Annotated in this window: 18 protein-coding genes and 2 pseudogenes; 7 read left to right on the top strand and 13 right to left on the bottom strand. The window is 70.5% G+C overall.

Annotated features, from left to right (window positions below; genetic code table 11):
- Positions 1-53 precede the first annotated feature (53 nt).
- The 4 genes and pseudogenes from EBN03_RS21515 (at position 54) to aroB (ending at position 4,530) form a co-directional block, all read left to right on the top strand.
- Entirely contained in the window at positions 54-482 is a 429-nt protein-coding gene (locus tag EBN03_RS21515) for a prepilin peptidase (RefSeq protein WP_122189878.1), read from the top strand.
- An 86-nt stretch (positions 483-568) separates the two neighbouring features.
- The gene (gene aroC / locus EBN03_RS21510; protein ID WP_122189945.1) at positions 569-1,768 is read left to right on the top strand and encodes a chorismate synthase; all 1,200 of its coding nucleotides are present in this window, start codon (positions 569-571) and stop codon (positions 1,766-1,768) included.
- A gap of 52 nt (positions 1,769-1,820) precedes the next feature.
- Positions 1,821-2,330, top strand: a pseudogene (locus EBN03_RS34610) (shikimate kinase); the annotation flags it as partial.
- 1,081 nt (positions 2,331-3,411) lie between these two features.
- Complete coding sequence (gene aroB / locus EBN03_RS21500) at positions 3,412-4,530, top strand: 3-dehydroquinate synthase (protein ID WP_122189877.1); 1,119 nt, start codon at positions 3,412-3,414, stop codon at positions 4,528-4,530.
- Positions 4,531-5,067: 537 nt separating this feature from the next.
- On the opposite strand, the gene EBN03_RS21495 is transcribed toward aroB, so the two are convergent.
- The 3 genes from EBN03_RS21495 to EBN03_RS21485 form a co-directional block, all read right to left on the bottom strand.
- The gene (locus EBN03_RS21495) at positions 5,068-7,179 is read right to left on the bottom strand and encodes a hypothetical protein (protein ID WP_122189876.1); all 2,112 of its coding nucleotides are present in this window, start codon (positions 7,177-7,179) and stop codon (positions 5,068-5,070) included.
- Positions 7,180-7,276: 97 nt separating this feature from the next.
- On the bottom strand, positions 7,277-8,854 hold the full coding sequence (locus tag EBN03_RS21490) for a multicopper oxidase family protein (protein WP_233608518.1): 1,578 nt from the start codon (positions 8,852-8,854) through the stop codon (positions 7,277-7,279).
- Positions 8,851-9,243 (bottom strand): hypothetical protein, encoded by a 393-nt coding sequence (locus EBN03_RS21485; protein WP_122189875.1) that lies wholly within the window; start codon positions 9,241-9,243, stop codon positions 8,851-8,853. The genes EBN03_RS21490 and EBN03_RS21485 overlap by 4 nt, the downstream gene beginning before the upstream one ends.
- 97 nt (positions 9,244-9,340) lie before the next feature.
- On the opposite strand from EBN03_RS21485, the gene EBN03_RS21480 reads away from it, so the two are divergent.
- Positions 9,341-9,811, top strand: coding sequence for a MarR family winged helix-turn-helix transcriptional regulator (locus tag EBN03_RS21480; RefSeq protein ID WP_122189874.1), 471 nt, complete (start codon positions 9,341-9,343; stop codon positions 9,809-9,811).
- A 51-nt stretch (positions 9,812-9,862) separates the two neighbouring features.
- Here the strand turns inward: EBN03_RS21480 and EBN03_RS21475 are convergent, their stop codons facing one another.
- The 9 genes and pseudogenes from EBN03_RS21475 to EBN03_RS21435 form a co-directional block, all read right to left on the bottom strand.
- A complete protein-coding gene (locus EBN03_RS21475; protein ID WP_122189873.1) occupies positions 9,863-10,309 on the bottom strand; it encodes a B-4DMT family transporter in 447 nt (148 codons plus the stop codon).
- Positions 10,310-10,381: 72 nt separating this feature from the next.
- Entirely contained in the window at positions 10,382-11,215 is an 834-nt protein-coding gene (locus EBN03_RS21470; protein ID WP_122189872.1) for a shikimate dehydrogenase, read from the bottom strand.
- On the bottom strand, positions 11,205-12,875 hold the full coding sequence (mltG, locus tag EBN03_RS21465) for an endolytic transglycosylase MltG (RefSeq protein WP_122189871.1): 1,671 nt from the start codon (positions 12,873-12,875) through the stop codon (positions 11,205-11,207). Before mltG ends, EBN03_RS21470 begins: the two co-directional genes overlap by 11 nt.
- Positions 12,868-13,425 (bottom strand): Holliday junction resolvase RuvX, encoded by a 558-nt coding sequence (gene ruvX, locus EBN03_RS21460; RefSeq protein ID WP_122189870.1) that lies wholly within the window; start codon positions 13,423-13,425, stop codon positions 12,868-12,870. The genes mltG and ruvX overlap by 8 nt, the downstream gene beginning before the upstream one ends.
- Positions 13,425-16,088 (bottom strand): alanine--tRNA ligase, encoded by a 2,664-nt coding sequence (gene alaS, locus EBN03_RS21455; protein WP_122189869.1) that lies wholly within the window; start codon positions 16,086-16,088, stop codon positions 13,425-13,427. Before alaS ends, ruvX begins: the two co-directional genes overlap by 1 nt.
- Before the next feature lie 123 nt (positions 16,089-16,211).
- Complete coding sequence (locus EBN03_RS21450) at positions 16,212-16,625, bottom strand: barstar family protein (RefSeq protein WP_122189868.1); 414 nt, start codon at positions 16,623-16,625, stop codon at positions 16,212-16,214.
- 50 nt (positions 16,626-16,675) lie between these two features.
- A complete protein-coding gene (locus tag EBN03_RS21445; RefSeq protein ID WP_407671204.1) occupies positions 16,676-18,028 on the bottom strand; it encodes a replication-associated recombination protein A in 1,353 nt (450 codons plus the stop codon).
- A 125-nt stretch (positions 18,029-18,153) separates the two neighbouring features.
- Positions 18,154-19,245: a methyltransferase gene (locus tag EBN03_RS21440; protein WP_122189867.1), complete on the bottom strand. Its 1,092-nt coding sequence runs from the start codon at positions 19,243-19,245 to the stop codon at positions 18,154-18,156.
- Positions 19,246-19,371: 126 nt separating this feature from the next.
- Positions 19,372-20,542 (bottom strand): annotated as a pseudogene (locus EBN03_RS21435) (phosphotransferase family protein).
- A gap of 256 nt (positions 20,543-20,798) precedes the next feature.
- On the opposite strand from EBN03_RS21435, the gene EBN03_RS21430 reads away from it, so the two are divergent.
- A complete protein-coding gene (locus EBN03_RS21430) occupies positions 20,799-21,941 on the top strand; it encodes a hypothetical protein (protein WP_122189866.1) in 1,143 nt (380 codons plus the stop codon).
- Between the two features lie 69 nt (positions 21,942-22,010).
- On the opposite strand, the gene aspS is transcribed toward EBN03_RS21430, so the two are convergent.
- Entirely contained in the window at positions 22,011-23,801 is a 1,791-nt protein-coding gene (gene aspS, locus EBN03_RS21425; protein WP_122189941.1) for an aspartate--tRNA ligase, read from the bottom strand.
- A gap of 156 nt (positions 23,802-23,957) precedes the next feature.
- On the opposite strand from aspS, the gene ypfJ reads away from it, so the two are divergent.
- A complete protein-coding gene (ypfJ, locus tag EBN03_RS21420) occupies positions 23,958-24,884 on the top strand; it encodes a KPN_02809 family neutral zinc metallopeptidase (RefSeq protein WP_122189865.1) in 927 nt (308 codons plus the stop codon).
- The last annotated feature ends 61 nt before the right edge of the window (positions 24,885-24,945 follow it).

Here is a 24,945-nt window from a genome sequence, read left to right as displayed (position 1 = left end):
CCAGATCACGCGACGGGCACCGCGGGCCGCCGATCGCGGCGCACGCTGAGACCATGACGACACCATTCGCGGTCCTGCTCGCCTGGTGTGTGCCCTTGACCGTGATCGATGCGCGCACCCGCCGGCTGCCCGACCTGCTCACCCTGCCCGGCGCCGCCGGGACACTCGGGTACGCGGCGGGTGGCGGCCGCCTCGCGCCGGCGCTCGCCGGGGCGTTGCTGCTGGCCGGCCCGTACCTGCTGATCCACCTCGGGGCGCCGAGCGCGTGCGGCGCCGGTGACGTCAAACTCGCGGTCGGGCTCGGCGCCGCGGCCGCTCTCGGCGGTGCGCGGGCCTGGCTGGCCGCGGCGATCGCCGCGCCGATACTGACCGCCCTGGCCGCGACGGCGTTGCTCACGCGGGGCGCGCCGCGCGGGCAACCGGTCCCCCACGGTCCGGCCATGTGCGGGGCGACGCTGCTGGCCCTGGCTCTGAGCGGGTGAGACGGCCGCCACCTCCGGATCGCGTCCACGGGCGCGCGCCGGACCGGATGTCCGCTCCAGGGTGCTGACGTGGAAAGATGGTGATCGTGTTGCGCTGGATTACTGCAGGTGAGTCTCACGGTCCCGCCCTCGTGGCCCTCCTCGAGGGCATGGTCGCCGGGGTCGAGGTGACCTCCGCCGACATCGCTGCCCAGCTCGCGCGCCGCCGCCTGGGCTACGGCCGCGGTGCCCGAATGAAGTTCGAGGCCGACAAGGTCACGCTGATCGGCGGCGTGCGCCACGGCCGCACCCTCGGCGGCCCGATCGCGATCGAGATCGCGAACTCGGAGTGGCCGAAGTGGACCCAGGTCATGTCCCCCGACCCGGTCGACCCGGCCGACCTCGCCGATATGGCCCGCAACGCGCCGCTCACCCGGCCCCGGCCGGGCCACGCCGACTACTCCGGCATGCTCAAGTACAACTTCGACGACGCCCGCCCGGTCCTGGAGCGCGCCAGCGCGCGCGAGACCGCGGCCCGGGTCGCCGCCGGCACGATCGCCCGGCAGTTCCTGCGCCAGGCGCTGGGCGCCGAGGTGGTGTCGCACGTGGTGTCGATCGGCACCGCCGCCGACACCACCGGGCTGGTCCCGGGCGCCGGCGATCTGGCCGCCATCGACGAATCCCCGGTGCGCGCGTTCGACAAGGACGCCGAGGCCGCCATGATCGCGGAGATCGAGGCCGCCAAGCGCGACGGCGACACCCTCGGCGGTGTGGTCGAGGTCGTGGTCACCGGTCTGCCCGTCGGCCTGGGCTCGTTCGTCAGCGGTGAGCAGCGGCTCGACTCGCGACTGGCCGCGGCCCTGATGGGCATCCAGGCGATCAAGGGCGTCGAGGTCGGCGACGGTTTCGAGACCGCGCGCCGCCGCGGCAGCCAGGCCCACGACGAGATGCGCCCGGGGCCCGACGGTGTGCTGCGCTCCACGAACCGGGCCGGCGGGCTCGAGGGCGGCATGACCAACGGCGAGGCGCTGCGGGTCCGGGCCGCCATGAAGCCGATCTCCACCGTGCCGCGCGCGCTGGCCACCGTCGACATGGCCACCGGCGCGGAAGCCGTTGCCATCCACCAGCGTTCGGATGTGTGCGCGGTCCCGGCGGCCGGTGTCGTCGCCGAGTCCATGGTGGCGCTCGTGGTGGCGCAGGCCGCGCTAGAGAAGTTCGGCGGCGACTCCCTCGCCGAGACCACCGACAACCTCGCCGGATACCTGAAGCGGATCGCCGCGCGCCCGCACCTGCCGCGGGAGTCGTGATGTCGCGGCCCGAACCGTCGCGGGCGACCCGCGTCCGGCGGCTGTGATCGTCATGACCGACCCCCGGCGGCCGGCTGTGGTACTCGTCGGACCGCCCGGTGCCGGCAAGTCCACGATCGGCCGCAAGCTCGCCAAGGAGCTGGGGGTCGAACTGTTCGACACCGATGCCGGCATCGAAGCCGATACCGGACGCACCATTCCCGAGATCTTCGCCACCGACGGGGAACCGGAGTTCCGTCGCATCGAGGAGCGGATCGTCAAGCACGCCGTGCAGACCCACCCGGGCGTGGTGTCGCTCGGCGGTGGCGCGGTGCTGTCGGCGAGCACCCGGGAACTGCTGCGCGGGCGCACCGTGGTGTATCTGGAAATCAGTGTGGCTGAGGGACTTCGGCGCACCGGGAACAGCACCAACCGGCCCCTGCTGGCGGTCGGCGATCCCGACGCCAAGTACAAGGAGCTGATGCGGATCCGGCGGCCGCTGTATCGGGAGGTCGCCTCGGTCCGGGTCCGGACCGACGGCCGCAGCCCCGGGCGGGTGGTCCGCAGCATCCTCACCAAACTCGGCATCGAGCCGCAACCAGAGCCCGCGAGCACGCCCAGCACCGGGTCGTCCGGGCGGCGGCCCTCCCGCCGCCGGCGCGGTCGCGGCGAGGCCGCTGCCGGTACGCCGAAGGCGCCGGAGACCGGGGATACGGCCGCCGAAAGCGTTGCGCCGTCGCGGCGGCGGCGAGCTCGGCGTGGTGGACGCAATCGCTCCGCCGCTGTCCCGCCGGTGGCCGGCACTCCGGAGGGAACGGAATCGGCGAGCGAGGCGCGGGGCGACACGGTCGCGGTGCGGCCCGAGCGTGCCGCCGGTACGCGGTCGCGCCGGTCTCGCGGTGGGCGCGGCCGTGGTGGTGATCGCGTTGCGGGGAAAGGCATTACCGCCGACGCGGACCGCGGTGCGGCTTCGGGCGGAGGCCAAGGTGCGGCGACGGACAGCACCACCGGCGGAGGCCGAGGCACAGCGACGGGTAGCGCAACCGGCGGAGACCGCGGGGGCGCGACCGTAGCCACCGGCGGCACAACGGTCGCCGCCCCTGCCGCGGCGAGCAGCGCGGCAGGCGATCGGATCACGGTGTCCGGCAACCGATCTCGACGGCGCAGCGCGTCCCGCCCGGCCGGCGCGCCGACGGCACACAGTGCGGCGACGTCGGGGGGCGAGATCCCTTCCAGTGGCGGATCGCGCGCCGACAACCCAACGGTCACAGTCGGTTTCGACACAAAAGGCGCGACGGGTGCGGCAGTCTCGGGTGGCGACGCCCGGCCGGTGGGTGGCGAGCTCGCCGGATCCCGCGCCGGAACGGGTACGGCCGCGGGCAGCGGCGGCACGATCCGCCCGGCGGGTGCGCCGGGCGCGCGTAGTGCGGCAGCTTCCGGCGGCGACGTCCGCACAGCGGTCGGCGAACCCACCGGCGCCGGATCGCATATCGAGACCCGAACGGCCGCAATCGGTGACGACGCGTCCCGCGCCGAATACCGGGCGAGCTCCCCGGCTGTCGGGTCCGCCGCTGCCGCGACACCCGGCCGGTCGCGCCGTGCCCGTTCCCGCCGGGCCCGCACCCGAACCGTATCCGCACCACGAGAATCGGAGACCCGCACCAATGACTGAGCCGACCCGCATCGAGGTCCGCACCGCCGACCCGTACCCGGTCATCATCGGCCGCGGGCTGCTGGGTGACCTGGTCGATCAGGTCACCGCTCGCAACGGCGTGCGGACCGTCGCGATCTTCCACCAGCCGCCGCTCACCGAGACCGCCGAGGTGGTCCGGAAGGCGCTGGCGGACAAGGGGATCGACGCCCACCGGATCGAGATCCCGGACGCCGAGGCCGGGAAGGACCTGGCCGTCGCCGGCTTCTGCTGGGAGGTGCTGGGCCGGATCGGCCTCACCCGCCAGGATGTGGTGATCAGCCTCGGTGGCGGCGCCGCCACCGATCTGGCCGGTTTCGTGGCCGCCACCTGGATGCGCGGCGTGACCGTCGTCCACGTGCCCACCACGCTGCTGGCGATGGTGGACGCCGCGGTCGGCGGCAAGACGGGCATCAACACCGAGGCCGGCAAGAACCTGGTGGGCTGCTTCCACGAACCGGCCGCCGTCCTGGTCGACCTCGCGACCCTGGAAACGGTGCCGCACAACGAGATCGTGGCCGGCATGGCCGAGATCATCAAGGCCGGTTTCATCGCCGACCCGGTGATCCTCGACCTGGTCGAAGCCGACCCGCAGGCCGCGCTCGACCCCACCGGCGACGTGCTGCCCGAGCTGGTCCGCCGGGCCATCCAGGTCAAGGCCGACGTGGTGGCCGCCGACCTCAAGGAATCGAGCCTGCGCGAAATCCTCAACTACGGGCACACTCTCGGCCACGCCATCGAGCGCCGCGAGCGCTACCGCTGGCGCCACGGCGCCGCGGTCTCGGTGGGCCTGGTGTTCGCCGCCGAACTCGGCCGCCTCGCCGGCCGCCTCGACGACGCGACCGCCGACCGGCACCGCACGATCCTGGAGAGCGTCGGCCTGCCCACCACCTACGACGCCGACGCGCTCCCGCAGCTGATGGATTCCATGCAGGGCGACAAGAAGACTCGCGCGGGCATGCTCCGCTTCGTGGTCCTCGACGGCCTGGCCAAGCCCGGCCGCCTGGAGGCCCCCGACCCGTCCCTGCTGGCCGCCACCTACGCCACCATCGCGCGCGACGCGAGCCCGTCCGGCGGGGCAATCCTGCTGTAGGGCTCCGACGCCACCCGAACCGGGCAGATCCCGCCGATCTCGCCCGGTCGGGCCACACATTGCCGCAGATCGAGGTGCCTCGGCGTACAGTGACCCCATCACTTCGGTGATGGTGGGCGGTAGGACGCCGCTGCGAACGACGTCCTACCTGCGGGGTTCCTATCTGCTCCACATCCAGCGGACCAGAATAAGCACCCCGGCGATTACGGCACTTGCTGCAAACACGATGCCGTAGTCGACCGGGGCGTTACCCTTCGGTCGTCGATGCTTCGCCATCCCACCAACTGGTGCGCCTCTTCCGACGGGCTGCAGGTCTGCAACAAACTCGCCGCAACCGTCGCGGTACCGCACTTCGCATCCAATCGAGCCACTGGATCGCATGCGCTGCGGGTCAAACTATCTCGAATCCCCACCACCTCCTCCCTGGGCGCGATGCCTGGACCGTGTCCATCGCCCCTCGGAAGGAAGTAGCAGCCACTCTACTGCAGGATCGAGCTAGTTTCACACTTACGCAAGACAATTCGCGTCAAGAATGAACTAGATGTCCTGGCTTCCATTGTTGGCGTTGTGTTTCGCGTTGGCATTCGCGATGGCGGTGGCGTTGATGGCGTGAAAGCCGGTGTCCCAGGAGGAGATCAGGGCGCGGGCGGGGTTCACGTCGTCTGCGGGGTTCAGCACCGGTGGGCTGGGCGGGACCGGCTTCGGGGCGGGCGGCACCGGCTTCGGGGCCGGGGGCCAGGGGCCCGCGCTCTGGGCGGCGGCGGCCTCCATGTCGGCCAGTATGCGGCCGACGGTCCGGGTGCTGACGCCGAGTTCGGCGGCTATCTCCGCGGTGGGTTTGTCGGCGGCGCGGAGTTCGCGGACGCGAGCGCGGACCGCCGGGTCACGGCGGACCTTCTGCTGGCCGGCCGACATCGGACCGTTGCCACGAGATTCGTCGTCCGGCAGCGGGTTCGGCCGCACGCGGGCCGGCGCGGAGTCGGCCGGAGGGCGTCCCGTCCTGCGGCGGGCACCGGTCCGTGGCTGCGAGGTCTCATCCGGTCCGGCCTCCGGCTCGGAAGCGGACTGTCCCACCGGATCGAGGGGAGCGTTTTCGGCTGGGGCGGTGCCTCGTCCCTGCGCTCGGCTCGCGTCCGGGTCGGCCTCGCCGCTTGGAGCAGCACCCGGCTCCAAGCCGGCGTCCTGAACACGGTTCCCGGTGCCGTCCGCGCGCGAAGTTGCACCAGGGCCGAAGCCGTTGCCCTGCACCCGGTTCGCGACCGGGGCACCCGGCCCCAAGGCGTTGCCCTGCACTCGGTTCGCGACCGGCTCGGCCTGGGCACCCGGCCCGAAGCCGTTGCCCTGCAACCGGTTCGCGATCGGCTCGGCTTGGGCACCCGGCCCGAAGCCGTTGCCCTGCACCCGGTTCGCGGTGGGCTCGGCCTGGGCACCCGGCCCGAAGCCCAGGTCGCCCGTTCGGTCGGTGACCGGATCGGCGGCCGCAGCGCCGCCCGCCCCGGAACCGTTGCCTTGCACCTGGTTCGGATCCGGATCACCGTCATGCGCGACCCCGGGGATAGGGACTCGTGGGTCGCTCCCAGCGAATCCGTTGCCCCACATGGCTGCCGGGTTTCCGGATGGCACTGCTGCGGCACTGCCGTCGGGGAGCTGTAAACCGTTCCCCCACACCCCGTTCGGCCGGACTCCGTGCGCGGCGCGCGGCACCACATCATCACGCACCGGCACGGAACCGTTGCCCAGCAACATGTCCGGGCGGGCGGCAGTGGAGATCGGTGTCCGGTCCGGGGCGACTCCGGGTCGCGCCGCGGGTTCCGCGATCCACGGGTCGGCGAGTTCGAGGTCGAGAAGTGCTGTGGCGCCGGACAGGACGCGCAGATTGTCGAGCAGCACCTCGCGGGGCGCGCGCTCGTTGTCCACCAGGCCGCCGTCCTCGACGGCACGGCGCATGGACTTGCGGAGCTTGCGGACCGCGCCTTCCATCCGCCGGCCGCCGACACCGGTCGCGCGCAGGGTGCGGGCGTGGTCGGCGGCCAGCGCCACATCGACCAGGCGGCGGGCGGTCGCCACCTGGCTCGCGGTGCGGTCGGTCGGATCGGCCAGTCCCAAGCGGATCAGGATGCGCTCGGGCGTGATCCGCCAGTGGACGCCGTCGCGCTTGCCGCTGCGGCGGCGCTCCAGCGCCATGCTGCGTTCCCAGCCCCAGGCGGCCACCAGCGGCGCGGTGAGTCGGATCGCGACGGTGCCGATATCGTCGGCGTCGGTGGCGGCCAGCACCGCCGACAGACAGGTGAGCACCCACATCGCGATGCCGTCGGCGCCCGCGCTGCCGCCGTCCTGCTGGGCGGCCCGGGCCCGCAGTGCGGAGGTGAGCACCATGATCTCCAGGAAGGCGAAGAACATGATCCGCAGCGACAGCGTCAGATGCAGTGAGCGGCCGAAGAACACCCACATACCCTGCGCGCTGACCCCGGTCGCCAGGGCCGCCGACAGCAACGTGCCCGCACGTTCGGCGGTGATGCCGTGCCGGCGGCCGGCTCGCACCAGGGAACCGATCGCGACCACCGCTCCCATCACGAACAGACCGGCGATACCCGCGCCCACCGCCGGATGCTCGTGCAGGAGCGTGGACAGCCGGTCGGAGTCGATCATGTGCGGATTTCCTTCTGTTGCCTAGCACCGAGCCCAGTGATGGTCTCGCGATCCGGGCCTCCGCGCATCCGGATGGCCGAACAACGACACAGTCGACCTATCCGGCCAGCGTAGTGAAGGTGGCCATCATGGCCATATCCTCGTGCTCGAGGTTGTGGCAGTGCAAGACGAACCGGCCGGCGTAATCGGTGAACCGGACAGCGATCTCGGCGGTGCCGGTCGCGGTCAGATACAGCGTGTCCTTCCAGCCGCGGTCGGTGCGGGCGGGTGCGCCGCCGTTGCGGGACAGCACCTGGAACTGGTTGAGGTGCAGGTGGATCGGATGGTCGAGGTCGGTCCACAACTGCCAGATCTCCACCTGACCGAGGGCGGGCCGGGCGATCGGCGTACCCGGATCGTAGGCGCGGCCGTTGATAAGCCAGCCCGACGCGGCGCCGTCGGTGCCGCGGCGGAAAGCGAACCGGCGGGTGGTGACCGCCGCCGACCGGTCCAGCGTCTCCACCGCGGCGAGCCGGTCGGGAACGGTCGAGGTGTCCGTCACCCGGTCGGTGACCTCGAAACACATGACGCGCGTGGTGGTTCCGGCACCGAGATCGTTGTGGACGGTGATCCGGTCCCCGACCGCACACCCGGAGAAGTCGACGACCACGTCGTAGCGCTCGCCGGGCGCTATCGTGAGTTCCGCCAATTCCTCTGGGCCGGTGAGTAATCCACCGTCAGAGCCGATCTGCACGAGCGGCACCGCACCACCGGCCCGGTCGAAGCGCAACCGGTAGACCCGGGCATTGGATCCGTTCAGCAGCCGCAACCGGTAGCGGGCGGTCGCTACCCGGTGCAGCGGCCAGGGCGCCCCGTTCACCAGCACGACGTCTCCGAGCACGCCGCGCTCGAATCGGCCCGTGGCGCCGGGCTGTGGTGAGCGCATGGGTTCCGGAGCCGGGTAGCTGAACGCGCCCTGCGCGTCGAATGCCCGGTCGGCGAGCAGCAATGGGAGATCCCGGTCCCCCGTCGGCAGTCCCAGGCGAGATTCGTGTTCGTCGGTGACGAGATGGAATCCGGCCAGTCCGCGCCACACCGCCGGGCCGGTGTAGTCCATCCGGTGGTCGTGATACCAGAGCGTGGCGGCCGGCTGCCCGGCCGGATAGCTGTAGTCCCGCTCGCCGATCGCGGTGTGCGCCAGCGGATCCGAGTGTGCCGCCATGCCCGGCATGCCGATCATCTGACCCGAATCGCCCACCGGGTACAGCAGATCCGTCGGATAACCGTCCGAGTCCTCGGGGACGTGGCCGCCGTGCAGGTGCACCACCATCGGCACCGGCAGCTCGTTGCGGTGCGTGACGACCGTCCGCCGGGATCGATCCGATACCACCGTGGGCCCGGGGAACACCCCGTTGTAGCCCCAGATCCGCGTCGAATACCCGGGCAGCACAGTCACGTCGGCTGGACGTGCGGTGATCCGGTAGTAGTCGGTTGTCGCGTCGCGCGATACCGGCGCCAGCACCGGCGGTAGGGGCAGCGGGACCGTGAACGGTTCCGGCAGCCGGGCCGCGCTGGTCAGATGCAAGCGGTTCGCGGGCGAGTCGGCCGACAGCTGCCAGGCACCGGCCGCGCCCGCGACCCCGAGCGCCGCGGCCGCCCGCAGCAGGGTCCGTCGGCTCACGCGCGTCGAATTCACCGGGCCACCATCGCGATCGGGTTCGCGGCGGCGCGCCACACCTGGACGGTCAAGGCCAGCTGCCCCGCCACCAGCGCGACACCCAGCGGGATGTGCGCGGCCAGCGCCATCCGGAAGCCCAGCGCGATCTGCGCACCGGCGGCCACCGCCAGCAGCGCCGCCACCACGACCCACCAGGCCGGTACACCCGCGTAGCGCCGCGCCGCCGCGAAACACACTGCCGCGAGCAGCATTCCGGCTGCGGCGAGCATCGCGTTCACTCGATGCGCGTCGAGGGCGTCGTAGCTGCCGGCCATGAACCGGCCGGCGAACATCGCCTGCGCGAACAGGTCGAGCGTGACCAGGGTCGTCGCGGCACGCAACAGGCTCCGCCAGGTCCGAGCGGTCACGGGGCACCTCCTCAATAGTTCAAATTTCTGAATAGTTCAGAAGTTTGAACTTGTATGCTGGTGCCTGTCAAGAGACCGAGAGCCGTCGGGAGGCACAGTGGAACGAGCGGTCGACACCGAACTCCGGGACCGGCTGACCGTGGTGATCCCGTTGATCTCCGCGTTCCTGCGCGGCGCGCGCCAGGACATGCCCGCGGGAATGCGGGAAGCATTCGAGGCCGCCGGCCTGGGCCCCCGCCACGGCGCGGTCCTGGCCTACGTGTGGAGTTCCGGGCCGGTCGGCGTCGGCGAACTCGCCCGGCAACTGAGCCTGAGCCTCACCAACACCAGCCAGCTCAGCGGCGAACTCACCCGAGCCGGCTGGCTCCGCCGCGACAACGACCCCGCCGACCACCGGCGCACCCTGCTCAGCGTTCCCCCCGAACGCCACCACGAATTCGGCCTGTTCCTCGACCGCCGCACCGACGTGCTGATGCGGGCCGTGGCCCGCCTGACCCCCGCCGAACGCGACGGATTCCTGGCCGGCCTGAACGCGTGGGCCGACGAGATCGAATCCGATCGGGGCTGAAAAGAGAAAAGACCCGCGCCGCACACTGCGACACGGGTCGAACCGGAACGGTCAGGCCGCGACGGCGCCCCGATGGCCCCGATCGGCCAGCTTGTGCCCGACCGCGGTGCCGATCATGCCCGGGATGAAGATCAACAGAACGATGAACGAGGCACCCGCGGTGAGCTCGAACAGCAGCGGGTTGCCACCCAGGCTCAGCGCCGGGATGAAACCGAGCAGCCACGCGACCAGACCCGAGCCCAAACCACCGACCACGGCCGCGCGCAGCCAGCGCATCAGCAGGTCGGTACCCGGCCGGTCCGGGTCGGGCTGCCGGCGGCGATCCGCCAGACCGTCCAACACACCCCAGGCCACGACCGCCCCGACCAGCACGATCAGGCACGAGACCCGCATCAGCGAGCCGTGAGTCGGGTAATGAATCATGCCGAAACCGAGCACGACCCGTAGTGCCACCGTCAAGGCACCCAACCCTGCCCCTCGAACCAACCAAGCGTTCATACGGTCCACACTAACTCGCCGGGCGCCCGAATCCAGAACAATGCCCGAGCTCGGCCGGTCCGGGCCGCCGGATCAGGCCACCGGCTCCCGCGCCGCCGCGGCCATCTCGGCACGCGGCGCCGGCTTACCGGTGAACTGTTCGACCTGGCCGTAGGCCTGGTTCAGCAGCATCTCCAGCCCGCTCACCACCGTGTGCCCGGCCCGGGTCACGGCCGCGGCCAGCGGCGTCGGCCAGGGGTCGTAGATCGCGTCCAGGACGACAGGCGCCGCGGCGACCGCCTCGGCCACCGGCGCGGCACCGGCCGCCGGAACCGTACTGACCGCCACGTCCACCTGCGAGCACACGAAAGCCAGTGCGTCCGGGTCGAATCCGATCACCTCGGCCGACAGGCCCAGCAGCTGCGCCAGTTCCAGCGTGTCGGCGGCCCGGCCGCGGTCGCGTGCCACGATCGTCACCGTGTGCGCGCCCAGCTCCGCCAGCGCGAGCAGCGCCGGCCGGGCCGTACCGCCCGCGCCCAGCACCACCGCGCGTTCGATCTCCGCCACCCCGCCGCCCTGCAGCGCGCCCCGCACCCCGTCGACGTCGGTGCAGTCCGCCCGCCAGCCGCGCTCGGTGCGCACCAGCGTGTTCGCCGAACCCACCAGCTCGGCCCGATCGGTCCGTTCGGTGGCGTAGTTCAATGCCGCGACCTTGCCGGGCATGGTCACCGACAGTCCGACCCACTCCGGCCCGAGACCGTCGACCAGCCCGGGCAACTGCTCACCCGTGCACTCGATGCGCTCATAGGTCCAGTCCAGCCCCAGCGCCCGGTACGCGGCCAGATGCAGCTGGGGCGAACGGGAATGCGCGATCGGGAAACCCAGCACCGCCGCACGACGGATCCCCGACACCGGCTCAGCGTCCACTGTCGAGCACTCCGTTCTGCTGGGCGAGCGAAATATTGTGCAGGTGCTCGCTGTAACTGTCGGTGAACTTGGTGTCACCCTGTTTGTCGACCGTGACGAAGTACAGCCACGGGCCGGGCGCCGGACTCTCCATGGCCTTCAACGCGGCCGCGGACGGCGACGAGATCGGTGTCAGCGGCAGACCGCTCATCGCGTAGGTGTTCCACGGCGTCTTGTGCGCGCGGTCGGAGTCGGTGGTGGCGACCTCGGTCGTGTCGAGGGTGTAGTTCACGGTCGAGTCGAACTGCAGCGGCTGCTGCGCGGCGAGCCGGTTCACGATCACCCGCGCGACCTTCGTCATGTCCTGCGGCAATGCTTCCCGCTCGACCAGCGAGGCCCCGATCAACGTCTGATACGGGTTGAGGCCGTTGGCATTACCCGATTGCAGCAGGCCCGAGGCCTCGTAGGACTGCACGCTCTCGGTGACCAGCTGGTTCAAGATCTGGGTCGGAGTCGCGGACGGATCGAAATCCCACGTGCCCGCGCCGATCAGGCCTTCGAGCTGCCGGGTGCGATCCGGGTCGCCGCGCACCGAGTCCGACGCCCACGCCGGCACGCCGAGCGCCGCGAGATCGGTACTCGCACCGGCCTGATCGAGTTGCTCGTAGGTGACACACTTCCGGTCCGCGCCGGTACCCAGACAGCTGGCGTCGGCGATCTTGCGGTAGATGCCCTCGTTGCGGGCACCGGTATTGACGTCGTTGGAGTCGTGCAGCCGACGGCCGTCGGAGATCACCACATTGCCGACCCGCGCGTCCTTGCCGACCATCGCCGTCACCGCGTCCTCGCCGCGGCTGTGCGTCGGCAGCGCGTAGTAGCCGGGCTGCACCTTCTGGAACTGCGAATTACGTGCCGCCGCTTGATAGAACGCGCCGGTACTGGCCACCACGCCCTTGTCCACCGCGGTCTTCGCGATCTCGGACGCGGTATCGCCGCTGTGCACCTGGACCACTACGAGCGGGCCGGTCGGACCCGAGAAGTCCTCCGGGCCATTCAGTTTGGCGATCAGCTTCCAGCCCGCGTAACCGGCGGCCACCACGAACAACACCGCCAGCACCGTGCCAGACAACCACATGGTGCGGCGGCGCCGCCGGCGCTCGGCGGCCTTGCGGGACGCGGCGCGCGAGCGGCGGGACTTGCCGCCCGGTCGGCCCTTACCGCCCCGCTCGGCGGCCGGCACGGACCGGCCGACCCGGCGCGGCGCGGACCGCTGGTCGTCGCCGGCGCGAGAGCGCGGCTGCGGTTCGGGTTCGGGATCCCGATAGACCGGTCCCAGGTGCGGATCGGTGAGTTCCTCGGCCGCCGGCGGATCCACGTGGGCACGAAAGCCGACCGGGGGCTGGTCGTCGTCGACATAGACGGGGAGCACGTTGGTGTCCCACTCGTCCGGCGATGTGGCCGCGGCGTGCCGGGAGCCGGTGTGGGCCGGTGGCTCGTCGTCCCAGTCGTCGGGTTCGGCGCGGTGCCGCCGGCCGGTGGTGGGTGGCGGGGACCAGTCGTCGTCCTCGTCCCACTCCGGCTCGTCGTAGTCCCAGCTTTCGGGCTCGGCCGGCTCGTCGGCGTAGCGGTGGCGGCGACCGGTGTGCTCCGGCCGGCCGGTACGCATGCGACGGTCACTCATCGGGATCCCCCGCTGCCGGTTCCGCCGCCTTCAACACCGCGCTCCGTTCGTCCAGCCAGCCCTGCAGAATCGCGACAGCGGCCGCCTGGTCGATCATCTGCCGCTGTCCACGCGCGCGAACACCGCTGTCCCGCAGGGCCCGCGCAGCAGACACCGTAGTCAAACGTTCGTCGGAAAACCGGACAGGAATTTCCCCGATCACCCTCCGCAAACGATGAGCAAAGTCGGCGGCGAGGCGGACCGAAGACCCACTCTCGCCGCGTAACGTGCGGGGAAGGCCGACGATCACCTCGACGGCCTCATACTCCCGCACAATTTCGGCTACCCGGTTGATGTCGGCCGCGGGAGCGTTCTTGGCGCCGCCTTTCGCCCGCACGACAGTCTCGACCGGAGTCGCGAGTATGCCGTCGGGATCACTCGAGGCGACCCCGATACGCACCGTTCCCACATCGATACCGATGCGCCGGCCACGGCCGGGATCGGTTCCGGGATCCGGGCGTTCGGCCACGGGACGAGCCCGGCCGTGCTCGGCCGAATCGGACGTATCCATCAGCCGGCGAGCTCGACCACCCGTGCCCGCACCGCGGTCAGACCCGCGGCGATACCCGACGGATCCGAACCGGAACCCTGCGCCATCTCCGGCTTACCGCCGCCACGCCCGGCGATGCTGGGACCGAAGCTCGCGACCAGATCACCGGCCTTGATCCCCAGATCCTGCGCTGCCTTGTTGACGGTGACCACGAACGGCACTTTACCGTCGGCGTTACCCAGCAGGACGACGATTGCGGGCTCGGAACCGAAGCGGCCCTTGACGTCTGTGGCCAGCGTGCGCAGATCGCCCGCGCCGACCCCCTCGGGGGCGGCCGCCGCGACCAGCAGCACCGACCCGATCCGCTCGGCGTCGTCGACGAACTTCGCGCCCTGGGCCAGCACCGCCGCGACCTTGGTGCGCTCGAGTTCCTTCTCGGCCACCTTCAGCCGCTCCACCAGCTGCTCGACCCGGCCGGGCACCTCGTCCGAGGGCACCTTCAGCGAGGACGCCACACCGGCCAGCAGAGCCCGCTCCTTGGCCAGGTAACGGTAGGAATCCAGGCCGACGAAGGCCTCGACGCGCCGCACACCGGAACCGACCGACGACTCGCCCAGCAGCGTGATCGGGCCGATCTGCGACGAGTGCTGCACGTGGGTACCACCGCACAGCTCCATCGAGAACGGGCCGCCGATCTCCACGACCCGGACCTCGTCGCCGTAGTTCTCACCGAACAGCGCCATCGCGCCCATCGCCTTGGCCTTGGGCAGATCGGTGACGAACGTGTTCACCGGATAGTCGGCGCCGACAGCGTCGTTGGACAGCGCCTCGATATCGGCTTTCTGCTGCTCGCTGAGCGCGCCCTGCCAGTTGAAGTCGAAGCGCAGGTAACCGGGCTTGTTCAGCGAACCGGCCTGCACCGCGTTCGGGCCCAGCACCTGCCGCAGCGCGGCGTGCACCATGTGGGTACCCGAGTGGCCCTGGGTCGCGCCGCGCCGCCAGGCCGGGTCCGCCTGCGCCACAACGACATCGCCCTCGGTGAGCTGCCCCTGCTCGACGGTGGTCTTGTGCACCCACAGCGACTTGGCGATCTTCTGCACATCGTCGACGCGCACCTTGAGGCCGTCGGCGGTGATGGTGCCGCGGTCGGCGATCTGGCCACCGGCCTCGGCGTAGAGCGGGCTGCGGTCCAGGATCACCTCGACCTGAGTTCCGGCCTGCGCCACCGGAACTCGCACCCCGTCGGCGATCAGGGCGAGCACCGTCGCCTCGGAGGTCAGCTCGTCGAACCCGGTGAACTCGGTGGGGCCCCGGTCGACGAACTCCTTGTAGATCGTCAGGTCGGCGTGCGCGTGCTTGCGGGCCTGCGCGTCCTCCTTGGCGCGGCGGCGCTGCTCGGCCATGAGCGAGCGGAAGCCGTCCTCGTCGACCTGCAGACCGGCCTCGGCGGCCATCTCCAGGGTCAGGTCGATCGGGAACCCGTAGGTGTCGTGCAGGGTGAACGCCTCGGCGCCGCCGATCCGTGCGCCACCGGCGGTCTTGACCTCGGCGACCGCGTCGTCGAACAGCTTGGTGCCGGTCGCGAGGGTCTTGAGGAAGGCGGTCTCCTCGCCGACCGCGACCGTCTCGATCCGGGTGAAGTCGGTGCCCAGCTCGGGGTAGGACGGCGACATGAGCTCGCTGACGACCTTCATGAAGGCCGCCATCACCGGCTGGTCGGCGCCGAGCAAGCGGGCCGAGCGCACGATCCGGCGCAGCAGCCGGCGCAGCACGTAGCCGCGACCGTCGTTGCCCGGGTTCACGCCGTCGGCGATGAGCATGGCCGCGCTGCGGGCGTGGTCGGCGATGACCCGGAAGCGGACGTCGTCGGCGTGCTCGATGCCGTACGACTTGCCGGTCAGCTCCTCGGCCTTGGTGATGATCGGGCGCAGCAGGTCGGTCTCGTAGACGTTGTCGACGCCCTGCAGCAGGAACGCGACGCGCTCGACACCCATGCCGGTGTCGATGTTCTGCTTCGGCAGCGGGCCCAGGATCTCGAAGTTGTCCTTGCCCCGGCCCTCACCGCGCTCGTTCTGCATGAACACGAGGTTCCAGATCTCGAGGTAGCGGTCCTCGTCGGCCTCCGGGCCGCCCTCGGCGCCGTACTCCGGGCCGCGGTCGAAGTAGATCTCCGAGCACGGGCCGCACGGTCCCGGGATACCCATGGACCAGTAGTTGTCGGCCATGCCGCGGCGCTGGATGCGCTCGGCGGGCACGCCCATGTCCAGCCACATCTGCCGGGCCTCGTCGTCGTCGAGGTACACCGTGACCCACAGCCGCTCGGGGTCGAAGCCGTAGCCGCCGTCCTCCACCGACGAGGTCAGCAGCGACCAGGCCAGCTCGATGGCGCCCTTCTTGAAGTAGTTGCCGAAGCTGAAGTTGCCGGCCATCTGGAAGAAGGTGTTGTGCCGGGTGGTGATGCCGACGTTCTCGATGTCGAGGGTGCGCACGCACTTCTGCACGCTGGTCGCGGTCGCGAACGGCGGAGTCTGCTGACCCAGGAAGTACGGCACGAACGGAACCATGCCTGCGTTGACGAACAGCAGGTTGGGGTCGGCCAGGATCAGCGAGGCACTGGGCACCTCGGTGTGGCCGGCACGGACGAAATGGTCCAGGAAACGCCGTCGAATCTCGTGGGTCTGCACAAGTATCCAGCCTACAAGGGTGGCGCCATCGCATTACCGGGGAGGTTGCCCGGTCGGCCCGCGCCGCGGACCGGCTCGGCCAGGGCGGCGGCCGCGGCGCTCGCGACGGGTCGCCTGACCGGCTCAGACCAAGGTCAGCACCACATTGCCGGGCAACGGACCGCCGGGGCGGTGCTCGCGGATGATCTCGGTGATGGTGTCGAACAGGGTGGGCCCGCGCCCGTGTTCGGCGTGCGCGATCCGGGCCCGGAAACCGCGCGCGTTGTCAGGATGCACGTGTGGCAACGCCGCGCGCAGCAGGTCGGCCTGCGCTCGGTGGCCGAGGACCCGGCGGGAGCGGTCGGAGTGGTCCCAGCGCAGAGTGAATCCTTCCTCGGGCGTACCGAAACCACCGCTGAGGATGTCGCTGAAGGCGTCGAGGTTGCCGTGCCAGCGATGGTCGTCGAGCAGGCTGGAGAACTCCCGGGTGAAGCCTTCGTAGTCGTCGAACCGGTCGCCGTCGATCACCAGCACCGGGGGTTTCCGCGTGACGTTCACCTCAGCAGGTGTACCACGCCCGCCCGGCGGCGAGCGGCACCCGCCGCGCCCTACCGTGTGCCGCGCACGATGCGGCGCAGCTTGGTGACCCGCGCGCCGACCTCCCGTTCGTAGCCGTGGTCGGTGGGCCGGTAGTAGTCGGCGCCGACCAGTTCGTCGGGCGGGTACTGCTGGGCCAGGACGCCGTCGGGGTGGTCGTGCGGATAGCGGTAGCCCTGGGCGTTGCCGAGCGCGGCGGCGCCGGGATAGTGACCGTCGCGCAGGTGTGGTGGGACCGGGCCGGCCTTCCCGAACCCCACATCGCGTTGTGCGGCGTCGATCGCGGCGACGATCGCACCGGACTTGGGCGCGGTCGCGATGTGGACGGTCGCCTGGGTGAGCGCCAGCCGTGCCTCCGGCAGACCCACCAGCTGTACCACCTGGGCGGCGGCGACGGCGGTCTGCAGTGCGGTGGGATCGGCCATGCCGACGTCCTCGCTGGCGTGGATCATCAGCCGGCGCGCGATGAACCGTGGGTCCTCGCCCGCGCTGAGCATGCGGGCCAGGTAGTGCACGGCGGCGTCGACGTCCGAGCCGCGCATGGACTTGATGAAGGCGCTGATCACGTCGTAGTGCTGGTCACCGGCCCGGTCGTAGCGGACGGCCGCCTTGTCGACGCTGGCGGCGACCAGGTCGGCGTCGACGGTTCCGTCCAGCGACGATTCGGCCGCCGCCTCCAGCGCGGTCAGCGCCCGGCGGGCGTCGCCGCCGGCGATCCGCACGATGTGGTCCAAGGCGGCGTCGGTGACGGTGTACTCGCCGGCGAGCCCGCGCGGGTCGGCGGCGGCGCGCAGCAGCACCGCCCGCACGTCGGCCTCGGTGAGCGAGCGCAGCTGCAGCACCAGTGAGCGGGACAGCAGCGGTGCCACGACCGAGAACGACGGATTCTCCGTGGTGGCGCCGACGAGCAGCACGATCCGGTTCTCCACCGCGGCCAGCAGCGCATCCTGCTGGGTCTTGGAGAAGCGGTGGATCTCGTCGATGAACAGCACGGTCCGTTCCCCGTTGGCGAGCCGGCGCCGCGCGGTGTCGACCACCGCCCGCACCTCTTTGACCCCGGCGGTCAGAGCGGACAGCGCCTCGAACCGCCGCCCGGTCGCCTGCGACACCAGCGAGGCGAGCGTGGTCTTGCCGGTACCGGGCGGCCCGTACAGCAGCACCGACGCCGCGCCCGACCCCTCGACGAGCCGCCGCAGCGGCGACCCGGACCCGAGCAGATGCCCCTGCCCGAGCACCTCGTCGAGGCTGCCCGGCCGCATACGCACCGCCAGCGGCGCCGATCGCCCGGCCGCCGCGGCCATGGTGAACTCACCACCGCCCACCGGCGTCTGCGCGCCCGGTGTTTCGAACAGGCCGTCAGTCACGACGCACCCCGGCACCCTCGCCTACTTCTCCCACGTGCCCGACGGTACCGACCACCCCCGACATGTCGGTGCGGACGGGCCCGGTCCGAGCCGGACGCGGCTGCGATCGGCTCGGGCGGCCGGCTTCAGATTCGGCGTACCTCCAGGATGTTGTCCGGCGTGGTGGTCTCCACGCGCCGCACCAGTTCCAATCCGTTGGCGCGGAACAGGTCTCGATAGCCCTGCTCGGTGCGTTCCCGGCCGCCCGTGCCCAGCAGCATCTCCAGGTCGAGCAGATTGCCGAAGTGGCGGCGGTTGTCGTCGGGCAGCACCAGCTCGATGACCAGCAGCCGGGCGGTATCGCTCATCGCGGACCGGATGTTGGCCAGGATGCGTGCCACCTCCGCGTCCGGCCAGTCGTGGACGATGTGCTTGAGAATGTAGGCGTCGGCGCCGGCGGGCACCGAGTCGAAGAAGGACCCGGCTTCGACGCGGCACCGGTCGGCCAGCCCGTCGCGGGCCAGTACGGCGGGTACCGGCTCGACCACTTCGGGCAGGTCGAACAGGATGCCCTCGGCGGTGGGCGTGTGCTGCAGGATCGCGGTGAGCAGCCGGCCCCGGCCACCGGCCACGTCGACGATGGTCCGGTACGGGCTGAAGTCGTAGGCCGTCAACGTCGGCTCGAGGGCCAGCTCGGAGAAGCTCGTCATCGACGAATCGAACAGCTCGCCGAACTGCCGGTCGCGGGCGAGAAAGTCGAAGAACGGCATGCCGAGCACCCGATCCGCCATCGTCGAACCGGTCCGCACCGACTCGGCCAGCCGCGACCACCACTCCCGGTGCTTCGATGAGCCGAAGAACCGGGCCGCCGACCGCATGGATACCGGGCCGTCGGACCGCAGCGGCTGGGCCAGGCCGGTCATCCGGTAGACGTCACCGGTGTGGGCGAAGATGCCCTCGGCGACCAGCGGCCGCAAGAGCCGGGCGAGCGCGTCCGGATCGGCGTCGACCCGCGACGCCAGCGTCTCGATCGGCATCGGGCCCTCGGCGAGGACATCGGCGACACCCAGCTCGGCGGCCGTACACAACACTTGGGCCAGGAAGCCGCCCTGCAGGATCTCCAGCAGAGCCACCGGCGCGGGCACCGAGCGCCGCTGTGCGACGACCAGGGAATCTCGAAGTCGCCCCATCATGTGCAGCACCGGTAGGGGCGGAAGAGTGGGGCGAACTGAGACCATCACGAGCTCCTTCGAGGGGAGACGAGACTGAGGCCGATCCACCGCGGGGACGCGGCCTACCCAGTGTGGCACCAGCGTCCCAGGAACGGCACCCGCGCGACACAGCCGCACACCGGACCGCGCGGATTACTCTTCCCAGTGCTCCTCGAAGGTCGCCGCCACGTCTTCGGCGAAGTCACCGAGGGCGTCGTCACCGATCACCCGCGCGTCCTCGGCCAGGGCGGCCCAGCGGTTGATCAGGGCCGCGGACCGCGGAATGGACAGGCCGTGCTCACGCGCGGCCGCGATCCGGGTGTGGTCGGCCGGCAGGAACCAGTAGGTGGTCAGCCACACCCAGATGAGCCGGGCCTCCAGGATCCGCTCGGCCAGCACCGCGTCGTCTGCCAGGGCCGGCCACACACCGACCACCTCGGACCGCCACGCCTCGACCATCTGCCGGGCCCGCTCGCGAGACAGCTCGATATCGCACAGGCATCCCGGGAAGGACACCAACGCGTACGCGATATCGAGCGTGGCGTCGCGGAACCCGCCCCACTCGTAGTCCAGGAACCGCGCGCCCTCCCCGTTGAGGATGACATTGTCCGGGCACAGGTCGGACGGGCTGAACGCCCGGCACCGGCCGGCGGTGAAGAGTCTGTTGCCGGCGACGATCCGTTCCGCGATCTCCCCCGGCACCTCGATGCCGACCTCGCGGCGCAGCAGCCCCGGCACCTCACCGATCGCGGTCTGCGCCTGTTGCGCGATCCCGTCGGTGCGGTGGGCGACGTCGACCCGGCGCAACAGCGCGACGAAGTCGGCCTCGCGGCCCCACCGTGGCGGCGTGCATGCGGCCCAGCGCCTGCGCGAACGCCATCAGCGCGTTGCGGCCCGCGGCGACGTCGCCGGACTGCAGGACGGAGGTGAGCGAGGTGTTCTCGCCCAGGTCGCTGAGAATCAGCAGCCGCTCGGGCAGGCTGTAGCCCAGCAGGTAGGCCCCGGGTCTGTGGTCGCGGCCCAGTGCGGTGGTGAACTGATAGGACACCGCCTCGCGCAGGAACGCGGAGTCGATATTGGCGACTCCGGGCGCCATGCCTCCGAGACGGCGATCGGCGGCGGCACCCCGCATCTGTTTGATGATGAGGGTCCGCGGTAGCGAGAATGCGTTTTCCGCGACACGCACACGGAGAACCGTGGTTCGTCCACTTCCGCTGAGCTCGATGGGATCGCTCAGCTTCACCGCAGCACCCATTCGCTTTGTGAGCAACTGCTGTGCCGCGGACACGACTTCGGCGGCGCGTTCGGCCAATAGTGCGGTCATCGCGTCCCAAGGTACTCGCACCTGGTCACTTTCAGCGAGCAGTTCCGCAACCTTTCGCGCGTCGCCCGGCGTGTCCGGTCTGAAGTCTTTGCCGACACTGCGAAATTCGGTCACCTGGGGTGACAGTGATACCGGCCACCACGGTGCGCGACCGACATCGGGCCGGCGTGCTTGACACAGTTGCGCCGGTCCGGTTTTCTCAACGTCAACTGCTCTGCGCCACACCGAAACCCAGGTGATTTCGAAAGGCCTCAGGATGACCGACACCCCTCCGTCCGCGCCCGGCGGCCCTTCGACCGAAGATACCGACGCGCGTTTCGCGGCACGGCCCGGGCAGCACGAGAACCCGGATCCCGCGCCCATCCCGCCGCCGTCGACCGGCGGGAGCAGGCACGGTATGGCCGGAGCCGCCGGATATCCGCTGTTGGCCGGTCGGGGCGCACCGCAGTACGGCACCGAACCACTCGAGCCCGCACCACCGTTGACGCCACCGCACGGCGGTGCCGCGGTTCCGCCGCCGAGTGGGCGCGCACCGCAAAATCCCGGCACTCCGGGCACTTTCGCGCCGAGCGGCCCACCACAGGCCGGGCCGGTACCGCCCGTTCCCCCGCCGGGCTACCCACCGATGGGCGACAACCCGGTCCCGCCGCGGGACGTCCCCGCCCCGCCGTACTCGAGTTTCGCACCGCCACAGGAGAGTTACGCCCCGCCCGGCCCGGCCACCGAGCAGATGCCCCTTCCGCCGCAGAGTGGCTACGTGCCGGCGTACGTCCCGGCCGCCGACGGCGTGGTGTCGGTCCCCGAGGCACTCGGTTACGGCTGGAATCGCTTCCGCGCCAACCCCTTTTCGTGGATCGCGATCACATTGGTCGGGTTCGTCGCATATCTCGCCGTCGCTTTGGTGGTGAATGTCGGGAATATGACGTCGGTTCCGGCGCTACTGCTGCTGTTCCTGGTGGTGTCGATCGTGATCTGGTTGCTGCAGGCGGCCATGATTCGCGGCGCGCTGTTCGAAACCGACGGCAATCCGCCGGACTTCCAGGCTTTCTTCGGATTCACCGACGCCGGCAACGTACTGATCACCGCACTGATCGTATTCGTCGCCACCGTAGTCGGTTTCGTCTTGTTCGTGCTGCCGGCGATCGTGATCGGCGTGCTGTGCATGTTCTCGCTGCACTTCGTGATCGACCACAACGCGGATCCGTTCACCGCGATCAGGTCCAGCGCTCGGCTGGTGCTGGGGAACCTCGGCACCGTGGCGGTGCTGGTGCTGTGCGTGGCGGCCATGACCGTCGTCGCGATGATCCCGTGCGGTCTGGGCCTACTGGTGGTCGGCCCGGTGACCATCATGGCCGTCACCTTCGCCTACCGCCTGCTCACCGGCGGCCGGGTGGTCTGATCAGGTAATACCCGCCGAACGAAGGAGGCCGCCCGGGTGACTCATCCGGGCGGCCTCCTTCGCACTGTCCTACTTGGCGGCCTTGACCGGCTTGCCGTTCTCGTCGAGCACGACGTCGAGGCCGGCTTCCTTGCGCTGCTGCGCGGTGATCGGCGCGGGCGCCTCGGTCAGCGGGTCGACACCACCACCGGACTTCGGGAAGGCGATCACCTCCCGGATGGAGTCCACACCGGCCAGCAGGGCCGTGATGCGGTCCCAGCCCAGCGCGAGACCACCGTGCGGCGGCGCGCCGAAGGCGAAGGCGTCCAACAGGAATCCGAACTTCTCCTGCGCCTCGGCCTCGCCGATGCCCATGACCTGGAACACCCGCTCCTGGATGTCACGCCGGTGGATACGGATGCTGCCGCCGCCGATCTCGTTGCCGTTGCAGACGATGTCGTAGGCGTAGGCCAGCGCCGAACCCGGGTCGGTGTCGAAGGTGTCCGCGCACTCCGGCTTCGGCGAAGTGAAGGCGTGGTGCACCGCGGTCCACGCCGAATACCCCAGTGCCACATCGCCACTGGCGGTGGCGTCGGCGGTGGGCTCGAACATGGGGGCGTCCACGATCCAGACGAACGCCCAGGCGTTCTCGTCGATCAGGTCGCACTTGCGCGCGATCTCGCCACGCGCCGCGCCCAGCAGCGCCCGGCTGGACTTGACCTCGCCGGCGCCGAAGAAGATGCAGTCGCCGGGCTCGGCACCGACGTGCTTGGCCAGGCCCTCACGCTCGGCGTCGGACAGGTTCTTGGCGACCGGGCCGCCGAGCGTGCCGTCCTCCTGCACCAGGATGTAGCCCAGGCCCTTGGCGCCGCGCTGCTTGGCCCATTCCTGCCACGCGTCGAGCTGGCGGCGGGGCTGGCTCGCACCGCCGGGCATGACGACCGCGCCGACGTAGGGCGCCTGGAACACCCGGAACGGGGTCTCGGCGAAGAACTCGGTGCACTCGGTGATCTCGATGCCGAACCGCAGGTCGGGCTTGTCGGAACCGAAGCGGCGCATGGCTTCCGCGTAGGTCATGTGCGGGATCGGGGTGGGGATCCGGTAGCCGATCAGATCCCACAGTGCGACCAGGATGTCCTCGGCCAGCAGGATCACGTCCTCCTGGGTCACGAAGCTCATCTCGAGGTCGAGCTGGGTGAACTCGGGCTGACGATCGGCGCGGAAGTCCTCGTCGCGGTAGCAGCGGGCGAGCTGGTAGTACCGCTCGATGCCCGACACCATGAGCAGCTGCTTGAACAGCTGCGGGCTCTGCGGCAGCGCGTAGAAGGTGCCGGGCTGCAGGCGGGCGGGCACCAGGAAGTCGCGCGCGCCCTCCGGGGTGGACCGGGTCATGGTCGGGGTCTCGACCTCGATGAACGCGTGCTTGGCCAGGACCTCGCGGGCGGCGGCGGAGGCCTGCGAGCGCAGCCGGATGGCGCGGGCCGGGCCCTCGCGGCGCAGGTCCAGATAGCGGTACTTGAGGCGGACCTCGTCGCCGGGCTCGTCGTCGAGCTGGAACGGCAGCGGCGCGGCCTCGTTGAGCACCTCGAGCTCGGTGACGTTCACCTCGATGGCGCCGGTCGGCAGGTTCGGGTTCTCGCTGCCGTCGGGACGCTGCTCGACCACACCGGTGACCTTCACGCAGTATTCGGCGCGCAGCTTGTGTGCCTGTTCGGCCGGCTCGCCCTCGCGGAACACCACCTGCGACACACCCGACGCATCGCGCAGATCGATGAAGATCACGCCACCGTGGTCTCGCCGGCGGGCCACCCAACCGGTGAGGGTGACGGACAGACCGGCGTGCTCGCTTCGCAACGAACCAGCCAAGTGGGTGCGCAGCACGATATTCCTTTCGACGTGCGGGAGCACCGGGAGGTCGACCTGGTGCCAGCCCATCCTAGAGAGCCGCCACGACCCGGCGGAAACCGATATCCTGCTACGGTTGCGACGTTTGTCGCGTGACCTGGTGATTCATCGCCCCACAGAAGGTGGAAAACGATGACGTTCAACGACGGTATGCAGCTGAACACCGATGGTGTCAGTACGAGCAGTGGCGGTGGGGGCCTGGGTCCCGGCGGCATGATGCTCGGTGGTGGCGGCGGCCTGATCGTCCTCGTTATCGCGTTGTTGTTCGGTGTGAATCCCGGCAACATCACCAGCGGCCTGACCGGCGGGAACAACTCGTCGCAGAGCGGCGCGGCGCCCGACATCTCGATGTGCAAGACCGGCGCCGACGCCAACCGTAACGTCAACTGCCGGGTGGTGGCGACCGCCAACAGCGTGAACACGGTGTGGTCGGTGGAACTGCCCAAGCAGACCGGCGTCCAGTACGTGCCGCCGAAGGTGCGGTTGTTCACCGGTTCGGTGTCCACCGGCGGCTGCGGCACCGCCACCAGCGCGGTCGGCCCGTTCTACTGCCCGGCCGACCGGACGGCCTATTTCGACACCGGTTTCTTCCAGGAACTGAAGGACCGCTTCGGCGGCAGCAACAATCCGCTCGCCCAGGAGTACGTCGTCGCACACGAATTCGGGCACCACGTGCAGAACCTGCTGGGCGACAGCAACCGCGCGAGCCGCGATCCCAAGGGCCCGCAGTCGGGTTCGGTGCGCATGGAGCTGCAGGCCGACTGCTATGCGGGCATCTGGGCCGGGCGGGCCGACAAGCAGGCGGCACCGGGCTCCAATCAGCCTTTCCTGCAACCGATCACGCAGGCGCAGCTGCAGGATGCGCTGTCCGCGGCCGCCGCGGTCGGTGACGACCGGATCCAGAAGGCCGCGACCGGGCGGGTGAACCCGGAGTCGTGGACGCACGGGTCGTCGGACGAGCGGCAGAAGTGGTTCATGGTCGGGTACAAGACCAGCAACGTCAAGATGTGCGACACCTTCTCGGTGCCGGACGTGAGCAATCCGCCTGCCGTCGGCTGAATCCGCCTGCGGCCGAACCTTCCTCGATCACCCCGCTGACCGACCGTGCGCGCCCGCGCGG

It is taken from the genome of Nocardia stercoris (assembly GCF_003696265.1).
Taxonomy (GTDB): domain Bacteria; phylum Actinomycetota; class Actinomycetes; order Mycobacteriales; family Mycobacteriaceae; genus Nocardia; species Nocardia stercoris.
This window is presented reverse-complemented; position numbering and strand designations above follow the sequence as displayed.